The organism is Pseudarthrobacter chlorophenolicus A6 (assembly GCF_000022025.1).
In the GTDB taxonomy this organism is placed as follows: Bacteria; Actinomycetota; Actinomycetes; order Actinomycetales; family Micrococcaceae; genus Arthrobacter; species Arthrobacter chlorophenolicus.
Window position 1 is genome coordinate 1170158 of sequence record NC_011886.1, and the last position, 24863, is coordinate 1195020.

The 24863-nt window shown below is 62.5% G+C and carries 19 protein-coding genes and 1 pseudogene; 8 read left to right on the forward strand and 12 right to left on the reverse strand.

Translation table 11 applies throughout. From position 1 onward, the window contains the following. Positions 1-2: 2 nt before the first annotated feature. The 3 genes from ACHL_RS05385 to ACHL_RS05395 form a co-directional block, all read right to left on the reverse strand. On the reverse strand, positions 3-932 hold the full coding sequence (locus ACHL_RS05385) for an NADP-dependent oxidoreductase (protein ID WP_015936284.1): 930 nt from the start codon (positions 930-932) through the stop codon (positions 3-5). Positions 933-1018: 86 nt separating this feature from the next. Continuing rightward, complete coding sequence (locus ACHL_RS05390; protein ID WP_015936285.1) at positions 1019-2629, reverse strand: hypothetical protein; 1611 nt, start codon at positions 2627-2629, stop codon at positions 1019-1021. Between the two features lie 189 nt (positions 2630-2818). After that, positions 2819-4405, reverse strand: coding sequence for a PHP domain-containing protein (locus ACHL_RS05395; protein WP_015936286.1), 1587 nt, complete (start codon positions 4403-4405; stop codon positions 2819-2821). A gap of 278 nt (positions 4406-4683) precedes the next feature. On the opposite strand from ACHL_RS05395, the gene ACHL_RS24120 reads away from it, so the two are divergent. After that, a complete protein-coding gene (locus tag ACHL_RS24120; RefSeq protein WP_167534768.1) occupies positions 4684-4827 on the forward strand; it encodes a hypothetical protein in 144 nt (47 codons plus the stop codon). A gap of 11 nt (positions 4828-4838) precedes the next feature. Here the strand turns inward: ACHL_RS24120 and ACHL_RS05400 are convergent, their stop codons facing one another. From ACHL_RS05400 to ACHL_RS05415, 5 genes are all read right to left on the reverse strand, one after another. Further along, positions 4839-5636: an alpha/beta fold hydrolase gene (locus ACHL_RS05400; protein WP_015936288.1), complete on the reverse strand. Its 798-nt coding sequence runs from the start codon at positions 5634-5636 to the stop codon at positions 4839-4841. 444 nt (positions 5637-6080) lie between these two features. Further along, positions 6081-7475 (reverse strand): pentapeptide repeat-containing protein, encoded by a 1395-nt coding sequence (locus ACHL_RS24125; RefSeq protein WP_015936290.1) that lies wholly within the window; start codon positions 7473-7475, stop codon positions 6081-6083. Between the two features lie 359 nt (positions 7476-7834). Next, a complete protein-coding gene (locus tag ACHL_RS05405) occupies positions 7835-8059 on the reverse strand; it encodes a hypothetical protein (RefSeq protein WP_015936291.1) in 225 nt (74 codons plus the stop codon). A gap of 649 nt (positions 8060-8708) precedes the next feature. Continuing rightward, a complete protein-coding gene (locus ACHL_RS05410; RefSeq protein ID WP_015936292.1) occupies positions 8709-10364 on the reverse strand; it encodes a thiamine pyrophosphate-binding protein in 1656 nt (551 codons plus the stop codon). Between the two features lie 120 nt (positions 10365-10484). Further along, positions 10485-10988, reverse strand: coding sequence for an Lrp/AsnC family transcriptional regulator (locus ACHL_RS05415; RefSeq protein ID WP_015936293.1), 504 nt, complete (start codon positions 10986-10988; stop codon positions 10485-10487). A 93-nt stretch (positions 10989-11081) separates the two neighbouring features. Between ACHL_RS05415 and hisC the strand changes: the two genes are divergently transcribed. Together hisC and ACHL_RS05425 are read left to right on the forward strand one after the other, a co-directional pair. After that, positions 11082-12191: a histidinol-phosphate transaminase gene (gene hisC, locus ACHL_RS05420; RefSeq protein ID WP_015936294.1), complete on the forward strand. Its 1110-nt coding sequence runs from the start codon at positions 11082-11084 to the stop codon at positions 12189-12191. Between the two features lie 45 nt (positions 12192-12236). Continuing rightward, a complete protein-coding gene (locus ACHL_RS05425; protein ID WP_015936295.1) occupies positions 12237-13646 on the forward strand; it encodes an amino acid permease in 1410 nt (469 codons plus the stop codon). A gap of 255 nt (positions 13647-13901) precedes the next feature. Here the strand turns inward: ACHL_RS05425 and ACHL_RS05430 are convergent, their stop codons facing one another. Both ACHL_RS05430 and ACHL_RS05435 read right to left on the reverse strand, forming a co-directional pair. Next, complete coding sequence (locus ACHL_RS05430) at positions 13902-14987, reverse strand: ImmA/IrrE family metallo-endopeptidase (protein WP_015936296.1); 1086 nt, start codon at positions 14985-14987, stop codon at positions 13902-13904. Next, positions 14968-15303: a type II toxin-antitoxin system RelE/ParE family toxin gene (locus tag ACHL_RS05435; RefSeq protein ID WP_015936297.1), complete on the reverse strand. Its 336-nt coding sequence runs from the start codon at positions 15301-15303 to the stop codon at positions 14968-14970. Before ACHL_RS05435 ends, ACHL_RS05430 begins: the two co-directional genes overlap by 20 nt. Before the next feature lie 335 nt (positions 15304-15638). Here ACHL_RS05435 and ACHL_RS05440 point away from each other — a divergent pair, with 335 nt between their 5' ends. Together ACHL_RS05440 and ACHL_RS05445 are read left to right on the forward strand one after the other, a co-directional pair. Beyond that, positions 15639-16358 carry a hypothetical protein gene (locus ACHL_RS05440; protein ID WP_015936298.1) on the forward strand — a complete coding sequence of 240 codons (720 nt, stop codon included), beginning with the start codon at positions 15639-15641 and terminating at the stop codon, positions 16356-16358. Between the two features lie 295 nt (positions 16359-16653). Continuing rightward, a complete protein-coding gene (locus tag ACHL_RS05445; protein WP_015936299.1) occupies positions 16654-17604 on the forward strand; it encodes a hypothetical protein in 951 nt (316 codons plus the stop codon). A gap of 280 nt (positions 17605-17884) precedes the next feature. On the opposite strand, the gene ACHL_RS05450 is transcribed toward ACHL_RS05445, so the two are convergent. Then, complete coding sequence (locus tag ACHL_RS05450; RefSeq protein ID WP_015936300.1) at positions 17885-18565, reverse strand: FadR/GntR family transcriptional regulator; 681 nt, start codon at positions 18563-18565, stop codon at positions 17885-17887. A 296-nt stretch (positions 18566-18861) separates the two neighbouring features. On the opposite strand from ACHL_RS05450, the gene ACHL_RS05455 reads away from it, so the two are divergent. Continuing rightward, positions 18862-19230 (forward strand): hypothetical protein, encoded by a 369-nt coding sequence (locus tag ACHL_RS05455; RefSeq protein WP_208858423.1) that lies wholly within the window; start codon positions 18862-18864, stop codon positions 19228-19230. A gap of 203 nt (positions 19231-19433) precedes the next feature. On the opposite strand, the pseudogene ACHL_RS05460 reads toward ACHL_RS05455, so the two are convergent. Further along, positions 19434-20058: pseudogene (locus ACHL_RS05460) on the reverse strand (thiamine pyrophosphate-dependent enzyme); the annotation flags it as partial. 527 nt (positions 20059-20585) lie between these two features. Here ACHL_RS05460 and ACHL_RS05465 point away from each other — a divergent pair. Both ACHL_RS05465 and ACHL_RS23350 read left to right on the forward strand, forming a co-directional pair. Further along, positions 20586-21527 (forward strand): hypothetical protein, encoded by a 942-nt coding sequence (locus tag ACHL_RS05465; RefSeq protein ID WP_015936303.1) that lies wholly within the window; start codon positions 20586-20588, stop codon positions 21525-21527. A gap of 264 nt (positions 21528-21791) precedes the next feature. Beyond that, the gene (locus tag ACHL_RS23350; protein ID WP_015936304.1) at positions 21792-24500 is read left to right on the forward strand and encodes a phospholipase D-like domain-containing protein; all 2709 of its coding nucleotides are present in this window, start codon (positions 21792-21794) and stop codon (positions 24498-24500) included. The last annotated feature ends 363 nt before the right edge of the window (positions 24501-24863 follow it).

Here is a 24863-nt window from a genome sequence, read left to right on the forward strand (position 1 = left end):
GCCTAGGAGTCCTGGTCCACCGCGACGACGATCTTGCCGCGGGTGTGGCCTTCCATGTTGGAGCGGAAGGCATCCGCGGCCTTCGTCAGCGGGAAGACCTCGGCAACTTCCACGCGCATGTTCCGGCTGTCCACCAGGTCCGCGAGTTTCTGCAGGTCGGCGCCTACCGGGTTCACCCACATCCAGTCGCCGCCGTGCTGTTCCACCTCGTTGTCGGCGATGGAGGCGTGCCGGCCGTTCTCGGCGAGCACCGCCAGGGTGGCGTCGAGGTTTCCGCCCACGAAGTCGGCCACCACCTCCACGCCGTCGGGACGCAGCGCGCGGACCCTGTCTGCCAGCCCGTCGCCGTAGGCCACAGGCTCGGCGCCCATGGAGCGGAGGAACTCGTGGTTCTTCGCCGAGGCGGTGGCGATGACGCTGGCGCCCAGGGCCACGGCGATCTGGATGCCCAGCGAGCCGACGCCGCCGGAGCCCCCGTGGATCAGGACTGTTTCGCCGTCCTTCAGACCCAGCCGGTGGAGGACCTGGTAGGCCGTGAGGCCGGCCAGCGGCAGGCCGGCCGACTCGTTCCAGTCGAGGGTGGCAGGCTTGCGGGCCAGGAGGCGTTCCGGCAGGGCGATGTATTCCGCGAAGCTGCCGCCGTGGACGTAGTCCTTGCGGGCGTAGGAGATGACCTCGTCGCCGGGCTGGAACTGCCGGGCGTCAATGCCCACTGATTCCACCACTCCGGCGACATCCCAGCCGGGGATGGCGGGGAACTGCAGGTCCATGACGGCGTCCAGGCCGCCGGCCATGATCTTCCAGTCCACCGGGTTCACGGCCGCTGCCTTGACCTTGACCAGGACCATGCCGGGCCCCACCTTCGGCATCGGCTGGTCGCCGTATTCGAGGACGTCCGGGTTTCCGTATTCGCTGTAAGTGATTGCCTTCATGCTTGGGGCAACCGCGTGGGCAGGTGCCGGTATTCCTGACGCGCGCGGGAAGTGGCCTATCGCACGGGCCGGCGGCTCTGGTGACCCTAGCCCGCCTTGGGGGCCAGGAGGATCTGTACCGCCTCGATCCGCTTGCCCGCGCCCGTGGTACCGGCGGTGCCGCCGTCGGCCGTCCAGGGCTGCCAGCCCACGTCCTGGACGTGCGCGCGGTAGTAGATGCGGTAATGGTCAGCCAGCGCACCGGTCAGCCGGAGCTCGAAAGCTTCGAGGCGGAGTCCCGTCCCGGTGGTGCCGATGGGGTTGGCCGAGGAGACCCACGGCTGCCAGCCCACGTTCTCCACATGCCCGCGCCACTGGATGTCCCCGGCGTAGGCGGTGCTCGCGACGGTGAGGCGCAGGGCCTCCACCCTCAGGGCCAGGCCGGTGGTGCCTGCCACGGTCCCGTCCGCAACGGTGGGTGTCCAGCCGATGTTTTGGACGTGGGCGGTGTACTGGGCGGTGAACGCCGCCGGGATCCGTGGAACCAGCTCGATGGTGACGGCCTCAACCCGCAGGCCCTGACCGACCGTGCCGGCTGTAGCCCCGTCGACGGCGAAGGGCTGCCAGCCGATGTTCTGGACGTGGGCGCGGTACCTGATGCTGTACTGCGAGGCGAGATCGCCCGTGAGCCGCACCTGGAAAGCCTCGAGGCGCAGGCCGAGACCTGTCGTACCAATAGCGGACGCCGCCGTCGTCCATTCCTGCCAGCCCACGTTCTGGACGTGCCCGCGCCAGAGGATGTCACCGGACAGGCGGTCTCCGGCGACCGATAGGCGCAGCGCTTCCATGGGACGTGCCTGGCCGGTGGTCCCTGCGGTGGCACCGTCGGCGACGCTGGGCTGCCAGCCGACGCCAGCGACGTGGGCCTGGTAAACGCCGGTGCAGGTCATGTTGTAGTCGTAGGTGCCGTCCGTCCATTGCGTGAGGTGGACGGTGCCGCCGGAGAAGCTGGGGTTGACGCAGAGGTCGGAGGCTTCGCTGGGAAAGTCGAGGCGGCCGGCCGGCGACCAGACGGGGATGCCGGGGAGCTGCCACGATCCGGTGATGGCGTCCCAGGCGCTCGCATAGGAGTAGAAACCGTACGGGAATCCGGCGTCCGACAGGGCTGCCAGGAGCCCGGAAATGACGTACCGGTTGTCCTGCCGTTCGGCTGCTGTGGAGCTGGGCCAGGGCTGCGCCGGGCGGGGCTCGACGTCCACCCAGATCCGTTCCGGCCGCCACCCGATCGTGTTGAGGGAGGCGAGGGCGGCGCGGCCTTCGGCGTACCCCACGTTGCGGAGCCGGTCCGGCCGGGTGGTGGCGGGGTAGGGCCCGCTGCCGCCGTAGGTGTCGTACTGGGCGGCGGTGGGGAACGTGGCCATGGCGTAGGCCTGGGCGCGGATGCCGCGGTCCAGCACCCACTGGTACTGCTGCTGCAGGCAGGGGTTCTCGGTGAAGGCGAGCCCGCGCGTCAGGCCCACCACCAGGAACTCGGTGGTGTCCGGCGGCATCGGCAGGCCGCCGGGACACTGCGGCCACGAGACGTCGTGCCCGTAGTCGACGGCCCGCGCCAGCGGAGCGAACAGCACCCCCAGCGCGAGCACCAGCAATGCCGCCAGGAGCCGGGGCGTGAATGCCCGGGAGCGGCGGCCAGGTCGAAGAGCACCAAGGCCGGCCATGATGGCCCCTCCTGTCCGAAGGATGGACAGAATTATCCCACCGGGGGTGCGGCGGGGCCAGAGAGGAAGGGCGTACGACGGCGGCGCCCGGGCGGGTGCCGGACCATCCCTTTCCTGCTACCAACCGGCAGTCGGGCCACCTGCGTGACCCGGCTGCCGGGAGGTCGCTCCGTAGGCCGGAAGCGACTGCTACTTGCTGACCTCCACGAAGACCGGGTTCGTGTAGAACCACAGGTCCTCCCAGGGATCGGCATTCCCGATCTCATCGATGGCCGGGCCGGCGGGGTCGATGTCTGCGCCGAGGAAGCCGGGCTGGGACTTCTTTCCGTCCGTTCCGCGAAGGCGGACGTAGAAGTTGTCGAAGGGGGTTTCGAGTTCCTGGGTCCAGGTATAGGTGCCGTTCCGGAGCGTCAGGTCCTTGATGGGCATTTGGGTGATCACGCGGGTATCGGGTGCTGTCATGGTGTCAGCGTCCGCCACGGGACCGGTCACCTTGCCCAGGATGACATCAACCCGGGCCAGTTCAGGAACGAAGCCTGCGAAGTTCGGCTGGGATGCCGGGGTGACGGACACCGTGAGCGTGACCTTCCGGCCGCGCCTGGTTGCCAGCTTCCCACCCAGCGTGGCCGACTTGGCCTGGTCCGCAACACTCACATCAATGGCGTCGATCAGGCAGCCGTGGTCCACCCAGACCCGCCCTTCACGAAGGCCCTGCATCACGGAGGCGTGGCTGACTTTTTCGGCTCCCACGTGCGTGCGGCTGTAGTAGCCGGGCCAGAAGTCGTTTTCCGTGAGGTCCACGGCTCCGCTGTAGACAGGGTCCTCGGTGCGGCCCTTGGCGTCGAAGTCGCTGCCCGGGCCGCGGGTGGTGGTGTCCAGGTAGACGTTGTGGCTGTCCGAGGTGGCGGTGACGGAAAACAGCCGGCCTTCGGCGAGCAGGCTGTCCCACACGCCGCCCACGGTGGCAGTCATCCAGTCGAAGCCGCCCCACGTGCGGTACGCCTCCGTGGGGTACCCATTGAAGGCGAAGGTGCCGGGGCCGCCGTCGTAAAGTCCCCGTGCGCGGCTGCCGACGTGCGGCGCGGGCAGTCCGCCGGCCTGGTGCCCGGGCGCGCCTTCCATGCCGATGACCACGTCCGGTGCGGCCTGGATCCAGGCCCGGATTTCGTGCGGTGAGTCGATGCCCTGCCGTGAGGGGTGGTTGGGAATCATGAGGATGTCCTCAACCCGTTTCCTGGCGCGGGCCTCGCCCATGAAGCGGATGCCCTCCAGGGCCAGGGCTTCGTTGGCGGCGGTTCCGTCGCGGGTGCCCTTCACCCGGGCGTCCCAGCGCGCTTCGACTTCCTTCATGACGGCGACATCGTCGCGGCCCGGTGCCACGAAGACCGTGGCATGCTCGGCGCCCGGGATGTTCCACTCCAGGCCGTGGTAGATCAGGATCGAATCGCCGAACTCCTTGCGGACTTCCTCGATCAGGGGCACGATCTGTTCGGTGCTGAGCTGGGAGTGGGCAACGTTTCCGTGGTCGGTGAGGACCAGCCAGTCGACGCCGTAGCGGATGGCCTGCCGGACGTGGTCCTGGACGCGGTATTTCCCGTCGTTGCTGAAGAGAGTGTGGACATGGTGGTCGCCGTTCAGCCAGAAGTACTTGCCCTTCTTGGCGCGCTGGGACGTCGGAGCGAGGGCGTGGGCGGGAGTGACCGCTGCTACCGAAGCGCCGAGTCCTAGGACCGAGCCGGTCTTCAAAATTCCGCGGCGGGGCATACCGTTTGTCATGAGAGCCTTACTGCTGTGTGCGAGATACGGAGGGGCGGGCGCATCATCTGGAAACCTGGTACCGCGCCCCTCACGAGGTCTCCCTCAGTCAATACACGGCACATGAACATTCGGGTGGCCGCACCTGTCCGGGCGGTGAACGGGCCGTTGCGCCCGTTCGCCTTCGTGGCGCGGCTTGGCCGCGGGAGTATTCGACGGCGGCCCGGCGCTCTCCCGGGCAAGCCTTGCAGGCGTGTCCTGCGCGATGGACCGGTCCCGTGGCCGTTAGCGTCGACTGCATGGGCAACAAACGGAACGGCGAACTGGAAGGGCAGAGCTCCATCAACGAGCTGCTCGACCAGCCCATCGGCGACAAGCCGATCCAGCTGCCGCTGCCCTTCCATCTCCAGGTCCGGCCGGGGGAGTTCCGCCGAGCGTCCTGACGCGCTCGCAGTCAGCCGACCGGGCTGATGAACCCGATGATGTCTGTTGCCACCCGCTCGGGGCATTCCCACAGGACCAGGTGTGCCACGTCCGGGTAGACCTTCAGCACGGCGCCCGGAATCCGCCCGGCCAGTGTTTCCTGGTCCGTTCGCGGCAACAGGTTGTCCTGCCCGCCCCAGAGGAGGAGCGTGGGCGACTGGATGGTTCCGGATTCCGTGGGCGGGTTGGCTTGGCAGAGTCCGTTGAGGATCGCTTTCCAGGCATGCGCGGGCATGTTGAGGCCGTCGCGGACGCGGTCCTCGACGTACCAGGCGGGGACGTCGTGGACCCGGGGGAACCAGGCCAGCGACTCTCGCACCCACGCCTCGTCGAGAGGGTCGGTCAGAGCGTCCACCTCGTCGGCGAAGGCGGGCCGTCCCAGTATGCTCAGCGGAGACCCGACCAGCACGAGGGCAGCGACCTTTTCGGGGTGTGCGACGGCGAGTTGCTGGGCCACGTACCCGCCGCTGGAGGAGCCGACGACGGCGGCGTGCGGCAGGTCGAGCGCGTCCAGGATTGCGGCGGCGTCCTCAGCCTGCTCCGCCAGGGAGTAGCCGTTCAGTGGCTTGTCCGCGTCGCCTTGGCCGCGGAGGTCCGGCGCATAGACTTTGCAGCCGGTCAGCAGGGGGATCAGCCGGTCGAAGCTCTTGCGGGATTCGCCCCAGGCGTGGAGCAACAGCAGGGGAGTGCCGGTCCTGCCAGTGTCCTGAACGAGACACGGCACCGTGATGCCGGTGCGGAGCCGGAGCTGCCGGATGTCGGCGTCCATGGGTTCAGGCTACGCCGCTGGACTCTCTTGTGTCAGCCGATCCAGCTCGTCCAGCTTAGGCGTGGCATTCACCGCCGCATAGTGCGTGACAGCGCACTCGAACAGCAGCCGCCAATTCAACAGCCGGTTCACGGCCTGTGGCTCGGCGGGGGACGTCGAGGACATCGGCAGGCGGCCCATCCGCCACGCTGATTACACATGACCGTGTCCGCTTAGAGGAAACGTCAATCGCTCACCCTCGGTCTAGTCATTCGTGAACCCTAAGTTTGCTGGAATCGATGGCCGCAAGGCCCTTTCCTCCGCCGCAGCTGCCAAGACAAGGGGATTCCACCCAGGTGAAACCAGCTGTCCGCGCCCGAGGCGAATCCCATCCGCGTTCTATCTATGCCGCGTTGGAGCATTGAGTGCATTAGCGGTCACTCGCCGGGCCACCACTCTGCGCTGTTAGAGCGGAGCTTCATGAGGGATGCCTAGCGGACGGTCCGGATGCGGCTGCTCACAAATAATTCTGCAGTCTCGCTGGACGATGGAGAACAACTTCCAAATGGAATTATCCAGATCGGGGCACGCTGATTTGGATTCGGCGAAGGTTGCACCGTGCCAATTTGCAAGAAGCTGTGATTTAAATGGCCGACCCGTTCTCCTCGCCAAAGAAGCGCGGCTAAAGGCGGGATCCTTCTTGAACTCAACATGAGCGAACAACATAGCTCCTCCAAAAGAAGCGCCAGTAAAGTCCGCGTTAAGATTAAACTGCGCTGCTCGGAAGGACACGCCTTTGGCAAATGTGACGCCAGTGAACGTAGCATTATGGTTGAAGTAGCAACCTGTGAATTGAGCTTGCTGAGCAAAGTGCGCACGGCGCATGTCAACGGAGCTTATAAAGGTGACCGCGTTGAAATTCACTCGCTCAAGGAACTGGCAATCAGCCAAGTCAACGCTCGGAAGGAAGCATTCACCAAAATCGAAGGACATTTTCGACCAGCTGGATTTATCTTCCAATGGTCTTTTGGTTCCACGCGCTATAGATGACAAAACGGCGCGCCGAATCGCAAGTTCGTCGACTGCTGCCCGTTTGTACTGGCTTGCAAGATCGGCCCGGGCTTGTCGATATTTCTGGACTAACCCAAGGGTTGGCGTGCTCTGTTCTGCAGGCTCTGGAACCATAAATCTGGGGATGGATGCGGGTGGAGGAAGCTCAATTTTCTGTGCACTTGCTTGCTGCGACGAGGAGGTAGGCAAGCTCCGCTGCATGGGTGTTCGGAGATAACCGCAAAGTAAATCAACGCATTGCTGCCGGTTCTCTTCCCATTCATCGGCCAGTGCGGCAAGTGCATATACGCCACCCATTCGTGTGGCTGCCCTTTCAGACCCCATCATTTCAGCGGCCTGTGCAAAACGTCCACTGAAATGATCGGCCGTCTCTAGTTGAGAGGCGCGTTGTTCGATACGCAGTTTCTCATCTGCCTGGACGTGGCTTCGGTACTTAAGCACTGTGAAGGCGATGAACAGAACACCCCCAAATAGGCCTGCGGCAACTGTGATTGGTGCAATCCGTAGTCCAGCGGCAGGAGTGGCGCCCGACGACTCCTGAGCTTTGATGTCGGGCGATGATGGCGATGCGAGAAATTCCGATGAGCCAAAGGCGAGGGCAAAGAAGATTAGGAAGAGTGAGGAGCATCCAGCGGCCACCAAAATCATAAGCGGCAGAGTGCGGAAGCGCTTCCGAGCATGACCTGGAGGCTGTTCTGCGGAAAGGGAGCCCCAAATCAGGCACAGCGCAGAAATTGTTGCCGTAACTAGAACTCCTACACCTACTGGCGTGGAGAGGAAGTTGAACATTTGGCTCCTTCTTTTGAGGCCTCCAATAAGCCTTCAGTGGCCTAGGCCCCAACAGGCCTACAGTTCGACTATAGGAGGCCGTGGTCATTTCTTTTGCATTCGATGTGGGTCATGGAACATGCCTAAGATTCCGCTACGATGGCTGAAATATGGAGCTGTCTTGGCTGGCGAACTGGGCAACCTGCATTCGTGATGAGTCGGCGATTCCTCCGCATCTTAAGTCCGACGAGGACGTCATGGTCCTTAAGGTGACCCGGCGGCTGACATCCAGGCCAAGATCCTCGGCTTCGATTGGAGCTCCATGCTGATGGTCGCCTGCCCGAAGTGAACTTCAGGCCCAAGACCATCGACAGCTGGCTTTACTTGCCGAACGTTGCCTTTCCTAACGCTGTGGCTATCTCGCCTAGGGCCGGCGAGTTCAGCCTCACGCCGGGTTCGTCTTCGGCATCTGGTGAGGAGCCAAAGTCTTGCTCTGCAAATCCTGCTCCCGTCTGCTCATGCTGTTCCTTGCCCTCAACGGGGTCTATGTAACCATTGAAGGTCAGCAGTTGGTTTTTGATATCGCTTGCCCAGGTGCTCTTCATCAGTATGGTAAGCAGCCTGCCTGCCGAAGTTGGTTGTAAGCCCTAAGTACTCCGCCTAGTAATGACAATCGGAGGGGGGCCTTGGTCGGTGCATTGCGCGTGCCTTGCATCGCGTCGGCATGGACAGGCCCCAAGAATGCAGCCGAGCACCCCAGTGGCTGTATGAAATCGAAAAGGTAACTGCTCTAGAATTTCTTTCTAAAGCATCGAATTTCTTAGTTAGCTTGGATCCCCCAGGGCAACCTAATTGTATTCTGCGCGGTTTCTGCTGCTTTATCGCCTTCCTAATCGCACTTTGGCCACCAATCGGCTTATGGAGCCAGTTGGACAGGTTAGGTTGTTCTAAGCGCCCGGGGAGGAATACAATAGTGGGCGCACGCTCTGATCCGGGATGGCCGCCGGTGAAAGAGATGGTTTTTCAATTTCTTTCGGTATTTCTGGAGAACCTAGGGCAGCCTTGGGCGCAAGACCTCTACTTTTTGTGTTGATTTTTTCTGCCCCCGCCAACTGCTCGAGTGCCCTACTTTGAGCAACGGAGTATTTTGGGACCGGAAGAATATAGTAGAACTCGAGTCGGCAAATTCGTAATCATTGCTGATTGCCTCGCGCGAAAGTTGAATTAGACTGACATCGCGCACTGAATTCGGCGCTAGCCAGCCACGACCGCCTTCGCTTCCTGGGATGCCGCCATCCACTCGGATAGCCATGGGGCGCGGACGGAGGGGGTGATCCGGCAGTCGGCCACGAAAGTCCCACGCGCGTCGGCGTCGATCCAGTCCTGCACCGCGGAGAGGTCATCGAGCGAGCGAATAACGGCTGACTCGGCACCCAAAGCCCGTGCAACGCCGCTGAAGTCCACCTCGGGGATCAGCATGGGCTTCTCGGTCAGGCCCTGCGAGCCGTACTGGTGGATTTCGGCCCCGTAAGCGGCGTCGTTGAAGATCACCACGACGGCGCTGCGGGCCGCACCAATCAGCGATTCGAGGTCGGACAGGCCCATCAGGAAGCCGCCGTCGCCGGAGGCCAGCACGAGGGTTCGGTCGTCCTCCACGGCACGGGCTGCCCCGACGGCGCTGGCCAGGCCCAGCCCGATTGACTGGAATGCGGTACCCACCATCACCAGGTCCTGCGGCCGCGGGATGTTCCAGTACATGGGCGCCCACCCGATGAAGTGCCCGCCGTCCTGGACAACCGTGCGGCGCTCCGGCAGCACGACATCGAGCGCAGAGGCGAGGGCGCGGGGGTCCAGCCGCCCGTCCACAGTCGAAGTAGAACCTGCAGCGTGGCCCGGCCCGGAGGCCAGACGCCGCGATGCTTCAGCTCGCCATGCCCCGGCAGCGTCACCGTCCAGCAGAGACAACAGCCCGGAAGCAGCAACTTTCACATCCGCACGAACAAACACATCCACCCGCGGATTCGTCGGCACCACCGCGGTGTCGATCTGGATAACCGTCGCATCCGGACCGATCAGGTGCCCGAACCGCATGGTGAATGGGCTCAGGCTCGCCCCGGCCACCAGGACCACATCAGCCTCGCCCATGAGCCCGGCCGCGGTGTCGGTGCCGAAACCGCCGGCCACGCCCAGGTACCCCTCGCCGTTGAGGAGGTTGAGCGCGAGGGCGCTCCCGGCGGTCAGTGCGCCGAGCCGGTCGGCGAGTTCGCGGAGTTCCGGCCCGGCCCCGGCGAGGTGCGCACCCCGGCCGGCCAGGATCAGCGGCCGCCTGGCACCGGCGAGCAGGCGGGCAACCCGCGCAAGGTCCGTGCCGCCGTCGTCCGTCACCTTCAAAGCCGTCGGCTCCGGAAGGTCCCCGTCCTCAGCCTTGAGTGCGGCGAGGTCGTAGGGGATGGCAAGCACGACGGCGGTGCGCCGGGAGAGTGCGTACTCCACCGCCTGCCGGGTGATGGCGCCCGCGGCGTCGCGGGTGACGGCAAAAGTGGCCGCGCCGAGGCCGGCGGCGATGGCCGCTTGGTCCACGTCCCAGGGACGAGCGCCGGTGGTGGGGGCGTCGCCGGTGACCAGCACCACCGGGATCTGCGCCTGGACCGCCTCGGCGAGGGCGGTGAGCGCGTTGGTGTAGCCGGGGCCGTAGGTGGTGGTGCCCGCGGCGAGCCGGCCCGAGGCCCGGTAGTAGGCGTCGGCAGCGGCGATGGCGGCGCCCTCGTGCCGGACGGGGGAGAAGCGCAGGCCCTGCTGCTCCGCGGCGTCCAGGAAGTAGACGTTGCCGTTGCCCATGACACCGAAGACGTCGCTGACGTAGCTGCTGAGAACCTGTGCCACGCGGCCGGAGACGGTAAGTGAAGTCATGCAGGAATCCTGCTGTGCGCCAGAGAGATCGGCAACACATGAAAGTGCAGCTGGGACTTTTGGCAGGGGGAAAGCAGTGAAACTGCCAAAATGCCCACTTGTGGCGCGGGTCACCCCGCATTAGCTGGAAGCGGCAGTCTCCTGCTCCGTCAGCCGGCTGATCAGCCCGTCGTACCGGGGCGGCATGAGTTCCATGACGGAGATGGCGGTGCTGGTCCGCTGGATCCCGTCGATCTCCAGGATCTGGTTGGTGATGCGGTAGAGGTCAGCGGTGCCGCGGGCCACCACCTTGGCCATGAGGTCCGCGTCGCCGGTGGTGGCGTGCACCTCGATGACCTCCGGGATGGCGGCGAGCCCGCTTTCCACGGAGCCGAAGCGCGTCTGGCTGATCTCCAGCGAGAGGAACGCCATCAGCTCGTAGCCGAGCGCGGCCGGGTCCAGTCTGCGGCTGAAGGAGCGGAGCGCGCCGCTGCGCTCCAGCCGCGCCAGCCGGGCGTGGACGGTGTTGCGGGCGACGCCGAGTGTCCGGGAGAGTGCCAGGGCGCTGGCTTCGGGGTCCTTGTCGAGGGCAAGGATGATCCTGCCGTCGAGCGAATCGAGTGTGCGGGAGGCAGTAATGGTCATATTTTCACCAGAAATACTAGAAGTTGAGCAGAAGTCCCAAGCACGGAAGCCTACCTTGCAATGTGGTCCGGGTCACTTCCATGATCGGACCTCATGAGCCCTGAACAGATCCTGACTCAACCCGCCACCGCGCTGCCCACCTTGCGCGCCGCGGTGACCGGCCTGCCGGCCTACGTCCCCGGCCGGCGCAGCGTCGGAGCGGACATCGCCGCCCTCGCCAGCAACGAAAGCCACTACGGGCCCCTGCCTGCTGCCACTGCCGCGGTGGCCGAGGCGGCCGGCAGGATGAACCGCTACCCGGACATGGCCGCCGTCGAACTCCGCGAACGGATTGCCCGGCACCTGGGCGTCACCGCGGAGGAGGTTGCGGTGGGGCCCGGCAGCGTGGGCGTCCTGCAGCAGATCATCACCGGACTGTGCGACGCCGGGGACGAGGTGGTGTTCGCATGGCGCTCGTTCGAGGCGTACCCCATCCTGGCGGAGCTGGCAGGCGCCCGGCCGGTCCGCGTCCCGCTGGATGACGGCGAGGGCCATGACCTGGACGCCATGGCCGCCGCAGTCACGGACCGCACCAGGGTGATCCTGCTCTGCACCCCCAACAATCCCACCGGCGTGCCGATCAGCCACCGCCGCCTCGAGGCCTTCCTGCAGTCCGTCCGCTCCGACATCCTGGTGGTGATCGACGAGGCCTACGTGGAATACGCCGACGCCGGCAGCGGCCCCGACTCCCTGGCGCTCTACCGCCGGTACCCGAACGTCTGCATCCTGCGCACCTTCTCTAAGGCCTACGGGCTCGCCGGGCTGCGCGTCGGGTACGCCATTACGACGGCGGCAATCGCCGAAGGTTTGCGCCGCACCGCCCTGCCGTTCGCCGTGAGCGCGCTGGCACAGAAGGCCGCCATCGCGTCGCTGGACGCGGGGGAGGAGATGGCAGCGCGGGTCTCCCTGGTGAAGCAGGAACGTTCCCGGATGGCCGCCGAGTTGGAAGCCCAGGGCTGGGCGCTGCAGCCGAGCCAAGGGAACTTCCTGTGGATCCGCGCCGACGGCCAGCTTCTGGCGACGCTGGTGGAGGCGTTCGACGCCGCCGGGATTCTGGTCCGCGCGTACCAGGGCGACGGCGTGCGGATCACTGTGGCCGACCCCGCCTCCAACAACCGCGTGCTCCGGCTCCTCGCAGTCCACGCGCCCCTTCCCGCTTCCTGATCCTTTCTCCTTCCGTTCCACCTACCAAGTAAGAGGAATCCCTTTATGGAACCCCAGACAAAGACGTCTGCCCGCGCCCTCGGCGCGGCCCTTAAACCCCGGCAGCTGACCATGATGGGCCTGGGCAGCGCCATCGGCGCGGGCCTGTTCATCGGCTCCGGCGCCGGCATCCAGGCTGCCGGCCCGGCGGTGCTGATCTCCTACCTTGTGGCCGGAACGCTCATCATCCTGGTGATGTGGGCGCTCGGCGAGATGGCCGCCGCCAACCCGGACAGCGGCGCCTTCTCCGTCTACACTGCCAAGGCCTACGGGCCAGTGGCCGGGGCCACAGTGGGCTGGCTGTGGTGGATCCAGCTCGTGGTGGTCATCGCCGCCGAGGCACTCGGCGCGGCGGGCCTGTTGGCCACTATCTTCCCCGCCCTGCCGGTGTGGCTTATGGCCTTTGTGTTCATCGTGGTGCTCACCGCAGTGAACCTGACCAGCGTGAAGAACTTCGGCGAGTTCGAGTTTTGGTTCGCCCTGCTCAAGGTGGCGGCGATCGTCGGGTTCCTGCTGGTGGGCTTTTCGCTGCTGTTCGGCTGGCTGCCGGGCGTGCAGTCGCCGGGCCTGGCCAATTTCATGGGGGAGGGCTTCGCGGTCAACGGGTTCAGCGGGATTGCGACGGCGCTGTTTGTGGTGGCCTTCGCCTTCGGTGGCACCGAGATCGTGTCCGTGGCGGCAGCCGAGACGGCTGAGCCGGCTCGCAGCGTGAAAAAGGCCGTGCGGACGGTGCTGTGGCGCATCCTGGTCTTTTACATCGGTGCGATTTTCGTGATCGCGGCCGTAGTTCCCGTGGGTTCTGCAGGGCTGAAGAGCCCGTTCGCCGCGGTGCTGGACGCCGCAGGTATGCCCGGCGCGGCCACCGCGATCACCCTGGTCGCCGTGGCGGCACTGCTGTCAGCGCTCAACGCCAACCTCTACGGCGCGTCCCGGATGGCGTTCTCACTCGCGGAGCGGGGTGAAGCTCCGCGCCTGCTTGCTTCCGTGTCCAAGGCCCGGGTCCCTGTTATCGCAGTCCTGGCCAGCGTTGCCTTCGGTGTTGTCACGGTTGTGCTGGAGCTGGCCTTCCCCGCAATGGTCCTACCCGTCCTGCTGAATATTGTGGGCTCGACGTGCCTGCTGGTGTGGACGTCCGCGCTCCTCGCCCAGCTGGCGTTGCGCCTCCGCGCCGACCGCGACGGGACGGAGCTTCCCCTGCGGATGCCCGGCTTCCCGTGGCTCACGGTGTTTGGTCTGGTGATCCTTGCGGCGATCTTCACAGTGGGCTTCATCGGCGAGGACTCCCGCCCGCAGCTCTTGAGCACCTTCGGGCTTGTGGCTGTCTTGGCGGTGGGGTGCTGGCTGAACCACCGGAGCAGGAAGGTTACAGCTCCGATCGAAGCTTCGGACCGTGACAAGCCGGTGCTCATCGACTAAATCCAAACGCGAGGAACCACTTCGGAGTTTTGCCTTCGATTGGCGCGTCCGGCTTTGGCCGGGCGCGCCTTCGGTCTTTTTAGTGCCGTTTCAACTGCTGCAGCCCTTTCGCGGGTTATCCATCCGGCGGGGAGTATTCACATGCGCCTTAAGTCGCTCCTGACCTTGTCCGTTCCATTTTTCAAACGGGGACTCAGGGAATTCAAACTTCCAGAAGCTAAGGTAACTCGCTGTTACATCCAAATCTTGACCGAGTTAGTTCCAGCGTTCTAAGTAGGAATCGACAGTCGGGGCACCCTTGGCTAGAGCCGTTCTCCAGTCCAAGAGCTTGTCGATCTGAAGGCGACCGAGAATCACTACGGGGTGTACGCCGGCTTGCTGGGCAGCAGTCTGAATCCAGCCTTTTCGTATGACGTTAGGTGGCTTAGGAAGGCCGCCTGGTATCTGCCATTCACCTGCCTGCCGGTCGGCCTCTTGCTCCTGCGGTTCGTCAGCCTGCCCGGCGCCTTCATCGATGAATAGCTGATCCGGGGACACGTGGCCGAGAACTATATGTGCTACTTCGTGCAGCAATGTGAATAGGACGCCGTCCAAGCGTTTGCCGCGGCCCGACAGAGCAATGACCGGCTGCTCAGGATCATCATCAAGTAGGAACGAAGCTCCGTTTAGTTTGCTTCCCGGGAAAGCTTCAATGTAGACGAGGCGTACTCCGGCGGCGGAAAACCGCTCAGGTAGGCTTTGAAACTCTTCAGGTTCAGCGACAATTCGTGACAGCTCACTGGCGAGTTGCCTAAGTTTGTTTTTGTCGTACTTGGCAACCTTTACTCGCTGGGCGTTCTTGCGGGCACAGGCCAACCACGCCTTCTGCGTTGGTGTTGGTTCTTCGTTGCGGTTTGAACGACGAGCTGCTGCCAGAAATTTGGGAGTTTCATCGAGGCTTCGAATTTGGAACAACTCCAAGATCTGAGCTTCCTGCTCGGCCAACGTGTCACCCGTTATCAGGTTGCGTTTGCGCAAGAGCGCAACCGGGGCCAGGTCGTTCATTCGAGCACGTCGGCGAACGTCGTTCAGTTCCTTGCGATTCTCTACGTTCTGCGCTTGACTCCATAAGAGGTAGGCGTTCTGCAGGTTCAACCAATACTGCGGAGGTTGATCAAGAGCCGCGCCAATCTGCGCTGCTGACTCTCTGGTGATTTCTTTCTTCCCGGCGATGATTTCCGAAACAAACTGGGCCGGGCGTCCAAGGATCTGAGCAAAGTCGCTTTGCGACCAATGGCGGGTTTCGAGTTCCTCGGCGAGGGATTCTCCTGGAGGAAACGCTTCAGCGAGTTGCCGTGCCATGAGTATCACTCCTCTGCTGGTCGTTGGCGGGTTCGGCACCTGTGATGATCAACCGCTGGTAGTCATCGGGATCGAACCTGAATATAAGTTTGTACTGCATTTGAATCCGTATGGAATAGAAGCCCTTGCGTCCGCCGTTCAGCTCCTCAAAGTGGAGAGCCTTAAGCCCAAGCAGGTTCTGTTCATTTACAACGGCTTCAAGCTGCTGGATGCGGCGCCTAAAGGTCTTGGTAACACTTGGGGACCACCGCGTGGTGATGTGGGTCGACTCGTAAGCAAGGAGTTCAAGGTCCTCATCCTCGTAATCAACCTGCATTCTGTAAGCCGCCTTCACCCTTGGTGTGAATAGAGCCTACAGGAGGGCGTTGTCAGGGCATGACAACAGAATACACCTTAGCTTGCATAAACGCTTCAGGGGTCACAGGAAAATCTCGTACAAGCACTTCAGCCTTGCGCTGAGACGTGATGTCGAGTACGTTGATAGTGTGCCAAGGCACAAAAAAGCGGACCCGCTGGAACGGGCCCGCTTTGCAACTCGAGGTGAGAACCGCAAGTTTCCATGATTAGTGGTGCTAGCGATTCTAACGGAGACATCAGTTGCCATAAAGGTGACGCTCCTACTTCGGTCAAGTGTTCTTTAGGAGGACACCCATGACTACGCCCATTACGACTGACCTGGTGGTTTACAACCAGGGCATTAACATCGACATCGAGTCCATCGCCCCTACGAGGGGGTTCGATGCAGACGCATACGATGTGGCTAACATGACGATTACGGCTACGGTCGAGTCGCCCAGCGAAGCGACCTACCGTCTGGTTCTCGCCGCCGATATTGAGGCGGGGACGTCCGCCATCGCCCGGGTGGTCTCCGGCACTAAGGAGAACTTCAAGAGTCCGGCTGAGTTTAAGCGCATTGTGAAGAAGGACGCGGAGATCATTCGTCCGATCCTGGCTAAGGCTGGAATCGCGCTGGATCCGGCAATTGATGAAAAGAAGCAGCTCGAGGCACACGCGGCCCAGTACAAGGTCGCGGACCTGAAGATTCCGGCTGGTCGGCAGGTATTGAGGATCCATGCCAGTCAGGTGCTCTTGCCTGTCGGCGGAGACCCGCGGAAGTACCGCTTCGTTATGTACGCGCCTCAGCTCAGTCTGGCTCCGGCCGGCAACGTCCGGCTTGGGGCAACCGTTGTCTTCCCGCTGGACTTCAACGCGACGATCGATACCCCGCTCGTCGAAGCGATGCCGAACCAGCCGGCCGCAAATGTGGTCGCAGGTAACGATGCCCCCGTTCTCGTAGGAGCGCAAAAGGCCTACGGGTGGGCCTTCCAAGCCGACCCCAAAATCACCTTCACATACGCCTACCCCGCTTAGGCTGAAGGAACCTGCGGTCAGTTCCGCACTGGGCAAGCCGCCCCCAGCACAACTGGGGGCGGCTTGCGCTCGCTTCGCTAAGGGGTCCGTTGCAGTCGATGAATCCGATCATTTCCGGACTTCCTCTCTCAATGCGGCCCGTCCCGCATCTCCGGACTACAGGTCATGACCGGACGGAAGTTCGGGCAACGACCTGCGCAGCCGATTGTAACCGGGCTACCCTCAGCGAGTGGGCAGGTCGGCGCTCGACACTATCTCCATTCGGCAGGGCCGACCTGTCTCAAGGGAAAGACTTATGGATCAGAATCCTTTTGTTCTACCGATCTTGTTGCTCGGGCTTATCTGTTTGCTTGCCATTCCAACGGTTCTCATTGGCGCGATCGAGCTAGCCTTCTTCCGGGAACAAAGCACTGGGCAAGCCGCTAAGCACCGCAAGCAATATGTCAACAACGTAATGAAAGTGGTCCTCACTTCGGCCGCAGCCACCATAGCTGCCATCATTTTCGTGGAGCCGGACATGTGGAGAGACGTCTGGCCGGAGTTTCCAACATACTCACCAGGCGTGTCACTCATCGCTGTAGCCATTGCTGCGCTCGTCTCCTACAAACTGGAGGTGGCAAGCGAAGCGCCCGCGACCATTTATGACCTACAGATCGATCTGCGAAAGTCCTGGCAGGAAGAAGAGATCTTGAGCAAACATTCCCTCGCCCTTCACAATAGGTGGCTGGAAGGCTTCAAGGTAACCGATGGCGGCAGATCAATGATGTCATCCAAGCGCCCACTCGACCCGCGCTTTCAGGCCGCCATCGAACTGACCCTAGAGGGCAACTACCGGGATGCGACGTTCAGGCGGCTGGCGCTGCTTACAAACCTGCGGATGGTGCAGGCCATGATATTGGGACACCCTTGGAGAATGCTCTGGCTGCTATTGCCTGCAGTGGCAGCCATCCTAAGCATGGCATACCTGACTACGATCCTCGTGATAGACCATCGGCCGGCCACTCCTGGCCTGATTTTTCTCGCCGTGGGTTTCGTTGTCTTCGGAATCATATTGAGCATCTTCAATATCTGGGCAAGATCAACTGCACGTCTCCGGAAATACTGTGACCTCAAGCGACGCGAGGAATTGTGTGCCTTGATGCTAAGTAAACTCAGAGTTCTCGCGGCGCCAGCCCAGGCCGTAGCCGGGCAGCCACAAAAGACTCGTGCTGGTTCACTACGGCGCCTTTTCAGGGCCATCTGGTGATCGGCAAGCCCGGCTGTGCCTACGAGAATTGAGTCCGAGCTTGACCGTATAGCTCCCGCTTCAATTGGTAGCGTGTCGCACGGACAGTAAGGGAACCACCCATGGCCGTCCGCGGACATGGCAGATTCCCCTACCCCTCTGAATCCGCTGAATCCCTCTGTCAAGCTGGGCAGCATTAGCCTTAACAAACGCAGTCGCCTGGCACGCCCGCTTCACCTGATGATGTACCGCTCAGTGCAACGACCGAGGTCAGCTCTGGCTTTCAGCCAGGTGTGGAGGCTCAGCCCTGCGCCAGACCCATAAACAACGTGCAGTGCAGGATGTCCACGTGCTTCCGGGAGATCTCCACCGCTTCCTTGACCTTGCGCGCACGCAGGGCTGCTACCAAAGCGATATGGTCCCGGTTGGACGTGTGCAGCTTCTCGATGGGGTAGGGGATGAAGTAGTCGTACAGCTCGGCGAGGGTCTCGTGGTAGACCTCGACGGCGGTGTCCAGGCACGATGCCGTGCCCACCAGCTGATGGAACTGCTCATCCATCCGGTGGTAGTAGGACCAGTCGCTCGACTTCGCCATCTCCCGCGTCAGCCGCTCCAGCTCATCCAACCGCTCAGCAGTGGCATTGACCGCCGCATAATGCGTCACTGCGCACTCGAACAACAGCCGCCGGTGCACCAGTCGGTTCACCGCCTGGGACTCCGCGGGGGACGCGGACAGTGACGCCAAAACCTCAGTAGGCGGCGAATCCGCCACGAACGTTCCCCCGGCCCGGCCGCGCCGGCGCACCACCACGCCCTGCTCCGCCAGGCTCGCCAGCGCAAGCCGGGCGGTAATCGGGCTGACCGACAGACCCAGGGCAACGTCCTCCTGGTCCGGCAGCCGCTCGCCCGGTTTAAGTAGCCCCAGGGATATAGCCATGCCGATCCGCATCCGGACCGCGTCCATGGCACTGCGCCGCTCCATCCCTCGCATCCTGCCGGCACCGAGGCGTGAGGGCTCGGCAGTGTCCTCCAGCTGTTTGCTGCCCCGAGAACGTAAGTTTTGACCTCGTCATTCTTTCAATCGGAAGTCTAGCCTCAGCAATCGAACATCCTTCCATGGCAATATTGCTTAGCTATGCTGCCTCGTGACGAGGTAGACCTCGCCGCGATCGACAGGTTCCCCAATGAGGCAGCACGCGACGTCGCTCCGATGGTCGCCTTGTCGGGCGGCGTGCCCTGCCTAGCAGTACGATTCGAGAAGCCCAATACTGAGATGGCGTGAACGGAGCTAGCAAAATTATGGACGCGAATGAGAAGAAGCAGGCCCGCGCCTATATAGGCGAGCACATCGACATATCGAAGGCGCGCCTGACAGACCATGAGGCAGTGGAACTGCGAGATTTCATCGACAAGTATGACGAATACAAGGGGAAGACCCGGACGCAGACCACTGAGGATGACGGGTTCAGCTCGGACGGCAAGTACACCTATAAAAGAACCTTCACACATACCTTCACGGACGACATCGGCATCCGTGAAGATTTCGAATACAGCGACGACGACGGCGGTCATAGCAAGACTACGAAAGAGATCAAGGATGCTCGGGGAATTCTCAACTTGCTCCACGAATACCGCCCTTGGAAGTAACTGTGACCAGGAGAGTGGCTGCCTGATTTCTGCCTCTCCCCTGTCTATGTGATTGCAGTTTCAACGGCCTGCTAGTCGTCCTTCCCTGCCTGCGGCGGGTCTTCCACCCACAAGGCGGAAGACGCGACACGGTGGACACGGCCATCGAGGACATGGATGACCGCGTCGTACCACTACCCCGCGGTCCCCGCCTTCGCTGCCTCTCATGCGTTCATCCACTCGCTCAGCCACGGGGCGCGGACGCTGGACGTGATCCGGCAGTCGGCCACGAAGGTGCCCTTAGCGCCGGCGTCGATCCAGTCTTGCAGCGCGGAGAGATCGGACAGGGAGCGGATCACAGCGGACTCCGCCCCCAAGGCCCGGGCAACAGCACTGAAGTCCACCTCGGGGATCAGCATCGGCTTCTCGGTCAGCCCCCTGCGAACCGTACTGGTGGATCTCGGCTCCGTAGGCGGCGTCGTTGTAAATCAGCACGATCGTGCTGCGGGCGGCACCGATCAGCGATTCCAGGTCGGACAGGCCCATCAGGAACCCGCCGTCGCTTGAGACCAGCACCAGAATGCGGCAGTCCTCCACCGCGCGGGCGGCCCCGACGGCGCTCGCGAGTCCCAGCCCGATGGACTGGAAGGCGGTGCCCACCATCACCAGGTCCTGCGGCCGCGGGATGTTCCAGTACATGGGCGCCCAGCCGATAAAGTGTCCGCCGTCCTGCACCACCGTGCGGCGCTCCGGCAGCACAGCATCCAGCGCCATGGCGAGGGCACGCGGGTCCAGCCGCCCGTCAGGAGTCTCGGTGGTTCCGGCCTCATGCCCCGGCCCAGCAACCAGGCACATGGCAGCTTTACAACCCACTTGTACCCGACGGGCTCGCGGCGGCGTGCCGATAAGGAGGAGGCGGTTGGTCCCGCTATCGTGGGCCCATTGCGACATTTCGAAGGGTGGGGCGAGTCGAGGCGCCATATAGAACACTTCACGGAGAATTGCCGGTAGACATCAGGGGTATGAGCAAGCGTACACGTGCATTTGCCCCGATTCATGGTCAGGACTAGCTTTCGAGCTAAGGGGATTAGGTGAGTGGCGAAGCTCCACGATGGTCGGGGCGAGAGGACGGTCTGTATACCGGCAGGTTTCCGCTCGCAGTCGAGGGTTACCCAATGCGTCGGGTGGAGGAGTTGCTTCCGGGCGTTACTACGGTTACACCGCACGCACGTTATTATTCTTTGCACGCCTACGTGGCGACGGCGTTGTCCACGCACGGGGTTCTGGATCCGGTGGATATCTTGCGGCGCTGCGAGGTTGTATTCGGGGCCATCTCGATTCTCCATGCTCGACGATCCCCGGAACAGCATCGTGGCATGTCGCAAGCCCACGGCAACGACATCATTTCGGCTGCGATGCGGAACGGCGAATTGAATGTCGCAGCGCTTGCCGCCTCTGGCTCGTATGCCCAGGCGACGCGGGGATTCTTGGGACCCTACCTGGCTAGTGAACGGTTGCTCGGGCTGATTACGTCAGGGGGCAATCTGATGTCTCCGGGACCCAAATCAGATGAACGCAGGCTGAAGCTCGCGTTCGACGGCCTCCTCGACCTCGCCAAAATGGACTCGGTCTCCTGCAACGCCCTCGAGGGGTATTCAAGCCTTTGCCTGTGCGGTCAGCACGCATTGGAACGCAGTTGGTTGCGGTCAGTCATGTTCCCAACCCAGCTCCTAGGCGACGTCGCCACACATAGCCGTAGGACACAGACAGCCCTCATGCTCTGCCGGCTCATCGAAATGTACGAGCCCGACAATTTGTCACTGGAACTGAGCCGAAAGCTCATCGCTGACTCAAGAACCTACACCGACGATCAACTGCGGCAGCTGGAGATTCTTCCTGCATGGCGGGGGGTGGTCCTGAGGCGCTGGTACACATGGGCTTGGCGGGACCTCTGGCGCTGGCTTGTCAACGAGCAAATGACGGGAGCTGTCCCCATCGCTCAGCTACAAAGTGCCCTGTCGGAGCACCTGCCGAACCAGAAGCTCTCAAGCTTCCGTAAAGAACTTCCCGACGGCGTGGAAAAAGGCCGGCTGGTCGACGCCGAGTACGATCCGGCAATTGGGTCGCTGAAGACCGGCCCGAGAAACCTGGCGTGGCTCATGGTCGGAGCGGGCCGTGTCGGCCAGCTCTCCGATCACATGGCACCATATTTCGAAAGCACCGAACGCGAACGACGAAACTACGAACTTACCCCCCTCGTGGATGAGGGACTTCCTGAACCAGCGAAGCGATCGTTCAGTGCGCGACGTCGCGCATGAGCTCACCGGGGTGCTTCTTGCGCGGTCCCAACGCGTTGCAATGAGCAAGGCATCCTTCACCAAAGGGCGATGGCGGGTGCCGACCAGGCTGACCGTGAGGGACGGCTATGCCTTCCGTGTATCCAATGAAGGAGGGGGCCCTGTGTCCCTGCGGTGGGATCAACTTACCCAAGTTATGAGTGGTCTTGGCATGGTCAAGCGTGTCCCGGGTGACACAGGGGGCACGGCCGAGCGCTGGACCCTTGCGCGGAACGGCCAGGACCAGTGAGCGCGGTGGCAGCCCCGCTGAACGTACCGGCACTATTCCATGAAATGGAGGCGAGCGGTGACTGGAATGTCGAAGAAGCGCTTTTCCTGACTTTCAACGCGGATGTCGCGTTCCTGGAACGAGGCGTCCTGGGCCTTTGCCAGTCGATGGGTGCGCGGGTCACAGTCATTGCGGATGCCGGGATGTGGCGCCCGGATCCGATTGCCATGAAAGGCGCGGGCACCCAGTACCTCGTTGGCCTCGCGTCGCATAGTGGCGCTTTTCACCCGAAACTAACGCTCCTTGTGGGAGGCGACCGGGTGTTGGCGCTGATTGGGTCAGGGAATCTGACGATGGGAGGGTGGCAGCATAACTCGGAATTATGGAATGTGCTTCGCGCCGAGGACGGGCAGGCACCGCAGGCCCTTTTCGACTTAGCCGAGTGGCTTGAACTACTGCCTGGCAGTGTGCGTCTCGCGTCGGACCATGCTGCCGCACTGAATAGGGTCGCTGCCAAGCTGCGCGGCACGCTGGAACGCTTCACCCCCCTTGATGACGGAGCGCAGCTGGTCACGAACCTCGACCGATCTTTCCTGTCACAGCTGCCAGGTGGGCCGGTTGATGAGTTGACGTTGTGCGCGCCCTTCATTGACGAACACGCGCGCGCGGTCAGGGCGCTGGTAGAACACTTCCCGACCTCAAAGCTCACCCTTGTTGTCCAACCTGGTTTGACCGTGGTCGAACCCCAGGCCTTGGCTAGTGTCCTGAGGGGCCAGACAGGTCTGACCGTAGTCGCCGATACTTCACATCGGTACCGCCATGCGAAATTGTTGGAATGGCGTCGGGGATCATACCGCCAGGTGCTGACAGGAAGCGCTAATCTGTCGGCCGCAGCCGTGCTCAACACCGTGAGCCGCGGTGGAAACGTGGAGCTTGGGATCCTCACGAACGTCGACGAACCGTTATGGCCCGAGCCCGGGCTTGGCCCGAACCATCTTGTTCAGCTGGAGAGCATTACAGATATTCCGGCGCTACGAATCGGGACTATAGCTCCAGAGACAACCGGGCCCGATGTGCCCCAGCTGCTTAGCGCGGTGCTCGTCGGCAATGAACTAAAAACCGAGCTAGCGTATGCGGTCCCGTTCGCCGTCGAGCTCGAATACACCAATAACCCGCTCAATGACTCCTGGAATCGTCTCGGCACGATAGTCGCCGGGCACAGCACTGCTTCATTTCCGGCAGACCAGCTGGGAGACAGCGCGCTGCTGAGACTCAACTGGGCGGGTGACGACGAAACGATCCTGGCTCGAGGCCCGGCTGTGCCTGCTTCCGTGCCGGAACGGCTCAGAACGCGACCGGCCGCGGGGCGCGCAGCCGGTGGCCCGCGTATCAAGTCGCGCGACGATCTTCTAGGAGTCGATCTCCGCTATCTAGACGCATTCGCAAGCCAGCTCACAAATATCCACGAGGACGTCACCGCGCTCAAGACCCCGTCCACCCGCAGCAGCGGAACCTCCACAGCATCGGGAGCAGCACGCAACGCCGCATTTGAAGAAGAACCAGCCGCATGGCTGTGGGAACGTGAGCAAACTGCGCAGCACCTTCACGGCCCAGTCTTTTCGGGCTTCGCCCTCGGCCTCCCAACACCGGTGCAGTCAACCGGGTGGGAGAACTTCGATTCGAGCGAAACCGGTGATCTCGACGCCGATGCCGCCGTGGACGGTGATGAGCAGATCGCACCGCTTCCTGACGACCCCGAATCCGTTGAGCCATTGATGCATGTAGGCGACCCGGACAGGATCAAGAAAGCCAGGCGCGACCGGGTCAGGGCGTTTGCCACGATGCCCGGCCGGCTCAGCACAGTCTCCTACCTCGGCCTCGGGCGCCTCGCGCTGTGTTTCTACTGCGCAGGGGACTGGAAAGAGAACGACCCCGAACCCATAAGGCTCGTCACCTCGTTCCTGAGCAAGGCTCTGGACCAGGCGCATACCTTCGGCATGGGCGACGAGGCGAAAGCACTGGCCGCCGTCGCTCTGACCTGCGTGCGGCGGAGAGTCGACAACACGGCAACCTCGCCGGCCACCCAGGAGGCGAAAAGGCTGCATGATAGGTGCAGAGACCTCGATCTGGGTTCTGTCCCGCTTCCACTTGTGGCCGAATACACCCAATGCCTGTCCGCGCCCGGCGGCCGACCCCTGGAAACCGCTGATGTCTATGATGAGCTCCAGTCCTTCTCCGAACACCCTTTGCTGGACGCCGCCATGCTGGCGGCGGAGGGCTATGGATACGACGCAGAAGTGCTGGGGCCGAACAGCCTGCAGATCTCGGTCAGGTCAAGGGACCCACTCCAGGGCGCATTGAAAATATTGGCCGCGTCTAAAGTCCCCCTCGGGGTGCTATCGCTGTCACAAAGGACGGGAAAATCGGCCATTGCGTTGTGGTCCGCTCCTGACTTGTACTGCATCGAAATCGACGACCGAGACCGCTGGGTCCATTACCGATCCACGCACGCGTTGAACGTGATTCTTGCAGCAATCCAGTCATCTGAAGGCAGACGGTTCAGAGTCGACCACGGACCCTTTAACCAAGCCATCCCCGAAGCGAAGCTACTAGCCGAGCGCCTTGGCCTCCAGATCCCTCGGAAGGTCGGAGTACCTCCGGGTACGTGTCCCGCCTGTTTTATGGTTCTTTCGTCATCGGGCGTTTGTAGAATATGTGAATCGTAGTCAGTTGCATAGGCCACATGAGTACAGACAGAGTCCGAGAAGGCCTTTATTCCTTGAAGCTGCAAATTTTCTTGCTGCTCCTTCAAACGTTGTTTTCATCAATGACCACAGAAATCATAGCCATGCGGAGTGCGAGGCTGCTCCCTCTAATTCCCAAAGCATCGATCCCATCTTGCTTATTGATCTTTTCAAAGTCAGGGCCGTGCGATGCGAGAAGACAGAGATATTCCAGTCCTCGCACGAATCGATCTATGGACGTTCAAATGCGACAAGAGACACGGATAGTCGGAGATTGTTCCTTGGCTCTCCGGACAATACCCTGGCGAAGTGACCAACTTCATTGGGGGAGAGGCGGCAGCCAAG

Coding starts and splice junctions, on each gene's coding strand:
- ACHL_RS05400 (WP_015936288.1), bottom strand. CDS start 5,636: ATGGACGCCGACATCCGGCAGCTCCGGCTCCGCACCGGCATCACGGTG.
- ACHL_RS05465 (WP_015936303.1), top strand. CDS start 20,586: ATGTCGCAAGCCCACGGCAACGACATCATTTCGGCTGCGATGCGGAAC.
- ACHL_RS05395 (WP_015936286.1), bottom strand. CDS start 4,405: ATGACAAACGGTATGCCCCGCCGCGGAATTTTGAAGACCGGCTCGGTC.
- ACHL_RS05390 (WP_015936285.1), bottom strand. CDS start 2,629: ATGGCCGGCCTTGGTGCTCTTCGACCTGGCCGCCGCTCCCGGGCATTC.
- ACHL_RS05450 (WP_015936300.1), bottom strand. CDS start 18,565: ATGGAGCGGCGCAGTGCCATGGACGCGGTCCGGATGCGGATCGGCATG.
- ACHL_RS05425 (WP_015936295.1), top strand. CDS start 12,237: ATGGAACCCCAGACAAAGACGTCTGCCCGCGCCCTCGGCGCGGCCCTT.
- ACHL_RS05385 (WP_015936284.1), bottom strand. CDS start 932: ATGAAGGCAATCACTTACAGCGAATACGGAAACCCGGACGTCCTCGAA.
- ACHL_RS05445 (WP_015936299.1), top strand. CDS start 16,654: ATGGATCAGAATCCTTTTGTTCTACCGATCTTGTTGCTCGGGCTTATC.
- ACHL_RS05415 (WP_015936293.1), bottom strand. CDS start 10,988: ATGACCATTACTGCCTCCCGCACACTCGATTCGCTCGACGGCAGGATC.
- ACHL_RS05430 (WP_015936296.1), bottom strand. CDS start 14,987: ATGGCACGGCAACTCGCTGAAGCGTTTCCTCCAGGAGAATCCCTCGCC.
- ACHL_RS24120 (WP_167534768.1), top strand. CDS start 4,684: ATGGGCAACAAACGGAACGGCGAACTGGAAGGGCAGAGCTCCATCAAC.
- ACHL_RS05410 (WP_015936292.1), bottom strand. CDS start 10,364: ATGACTTCACTTACCGTCTCCGGCCGCGTGGCACAGGTTCTCAGCAGC.
- ACHL_RS05435 (WP_015936297.1), bottom strand. CDS start 15,303: ATGCAGGTTGATTACGAGGATGAGGACCTTGAACTCCTTGCTTACGAG.
- ACHL_RS05405 (WP_015936291.1), bottom strand. CDS start 8,059: ATGAAGAGCACCTGGGCAAGCGATATCAAAAACCAACTGCTGACCTTC.
- ACHL_RS24125 (WP_015936290.1), bottom strand. CDS start 7,475: ATGTTCAACTTCCTCTCCACGCCAGTAGGTGTAGGAGTTCTAGTTACG.
- hisC (WP_015936294.1), top strand. CDS start 11,082: ATGAGCCCTGAACAGATCCTGACTCAACCCGCCACCGCGCTGCCCACC.
- ACHL_RS05440 (WP_015936298.1), top strand. CDS start 15,639: ATGACTACGCCCATTACGACTGACCTGGTGGTTTACAACCAGGGCATT.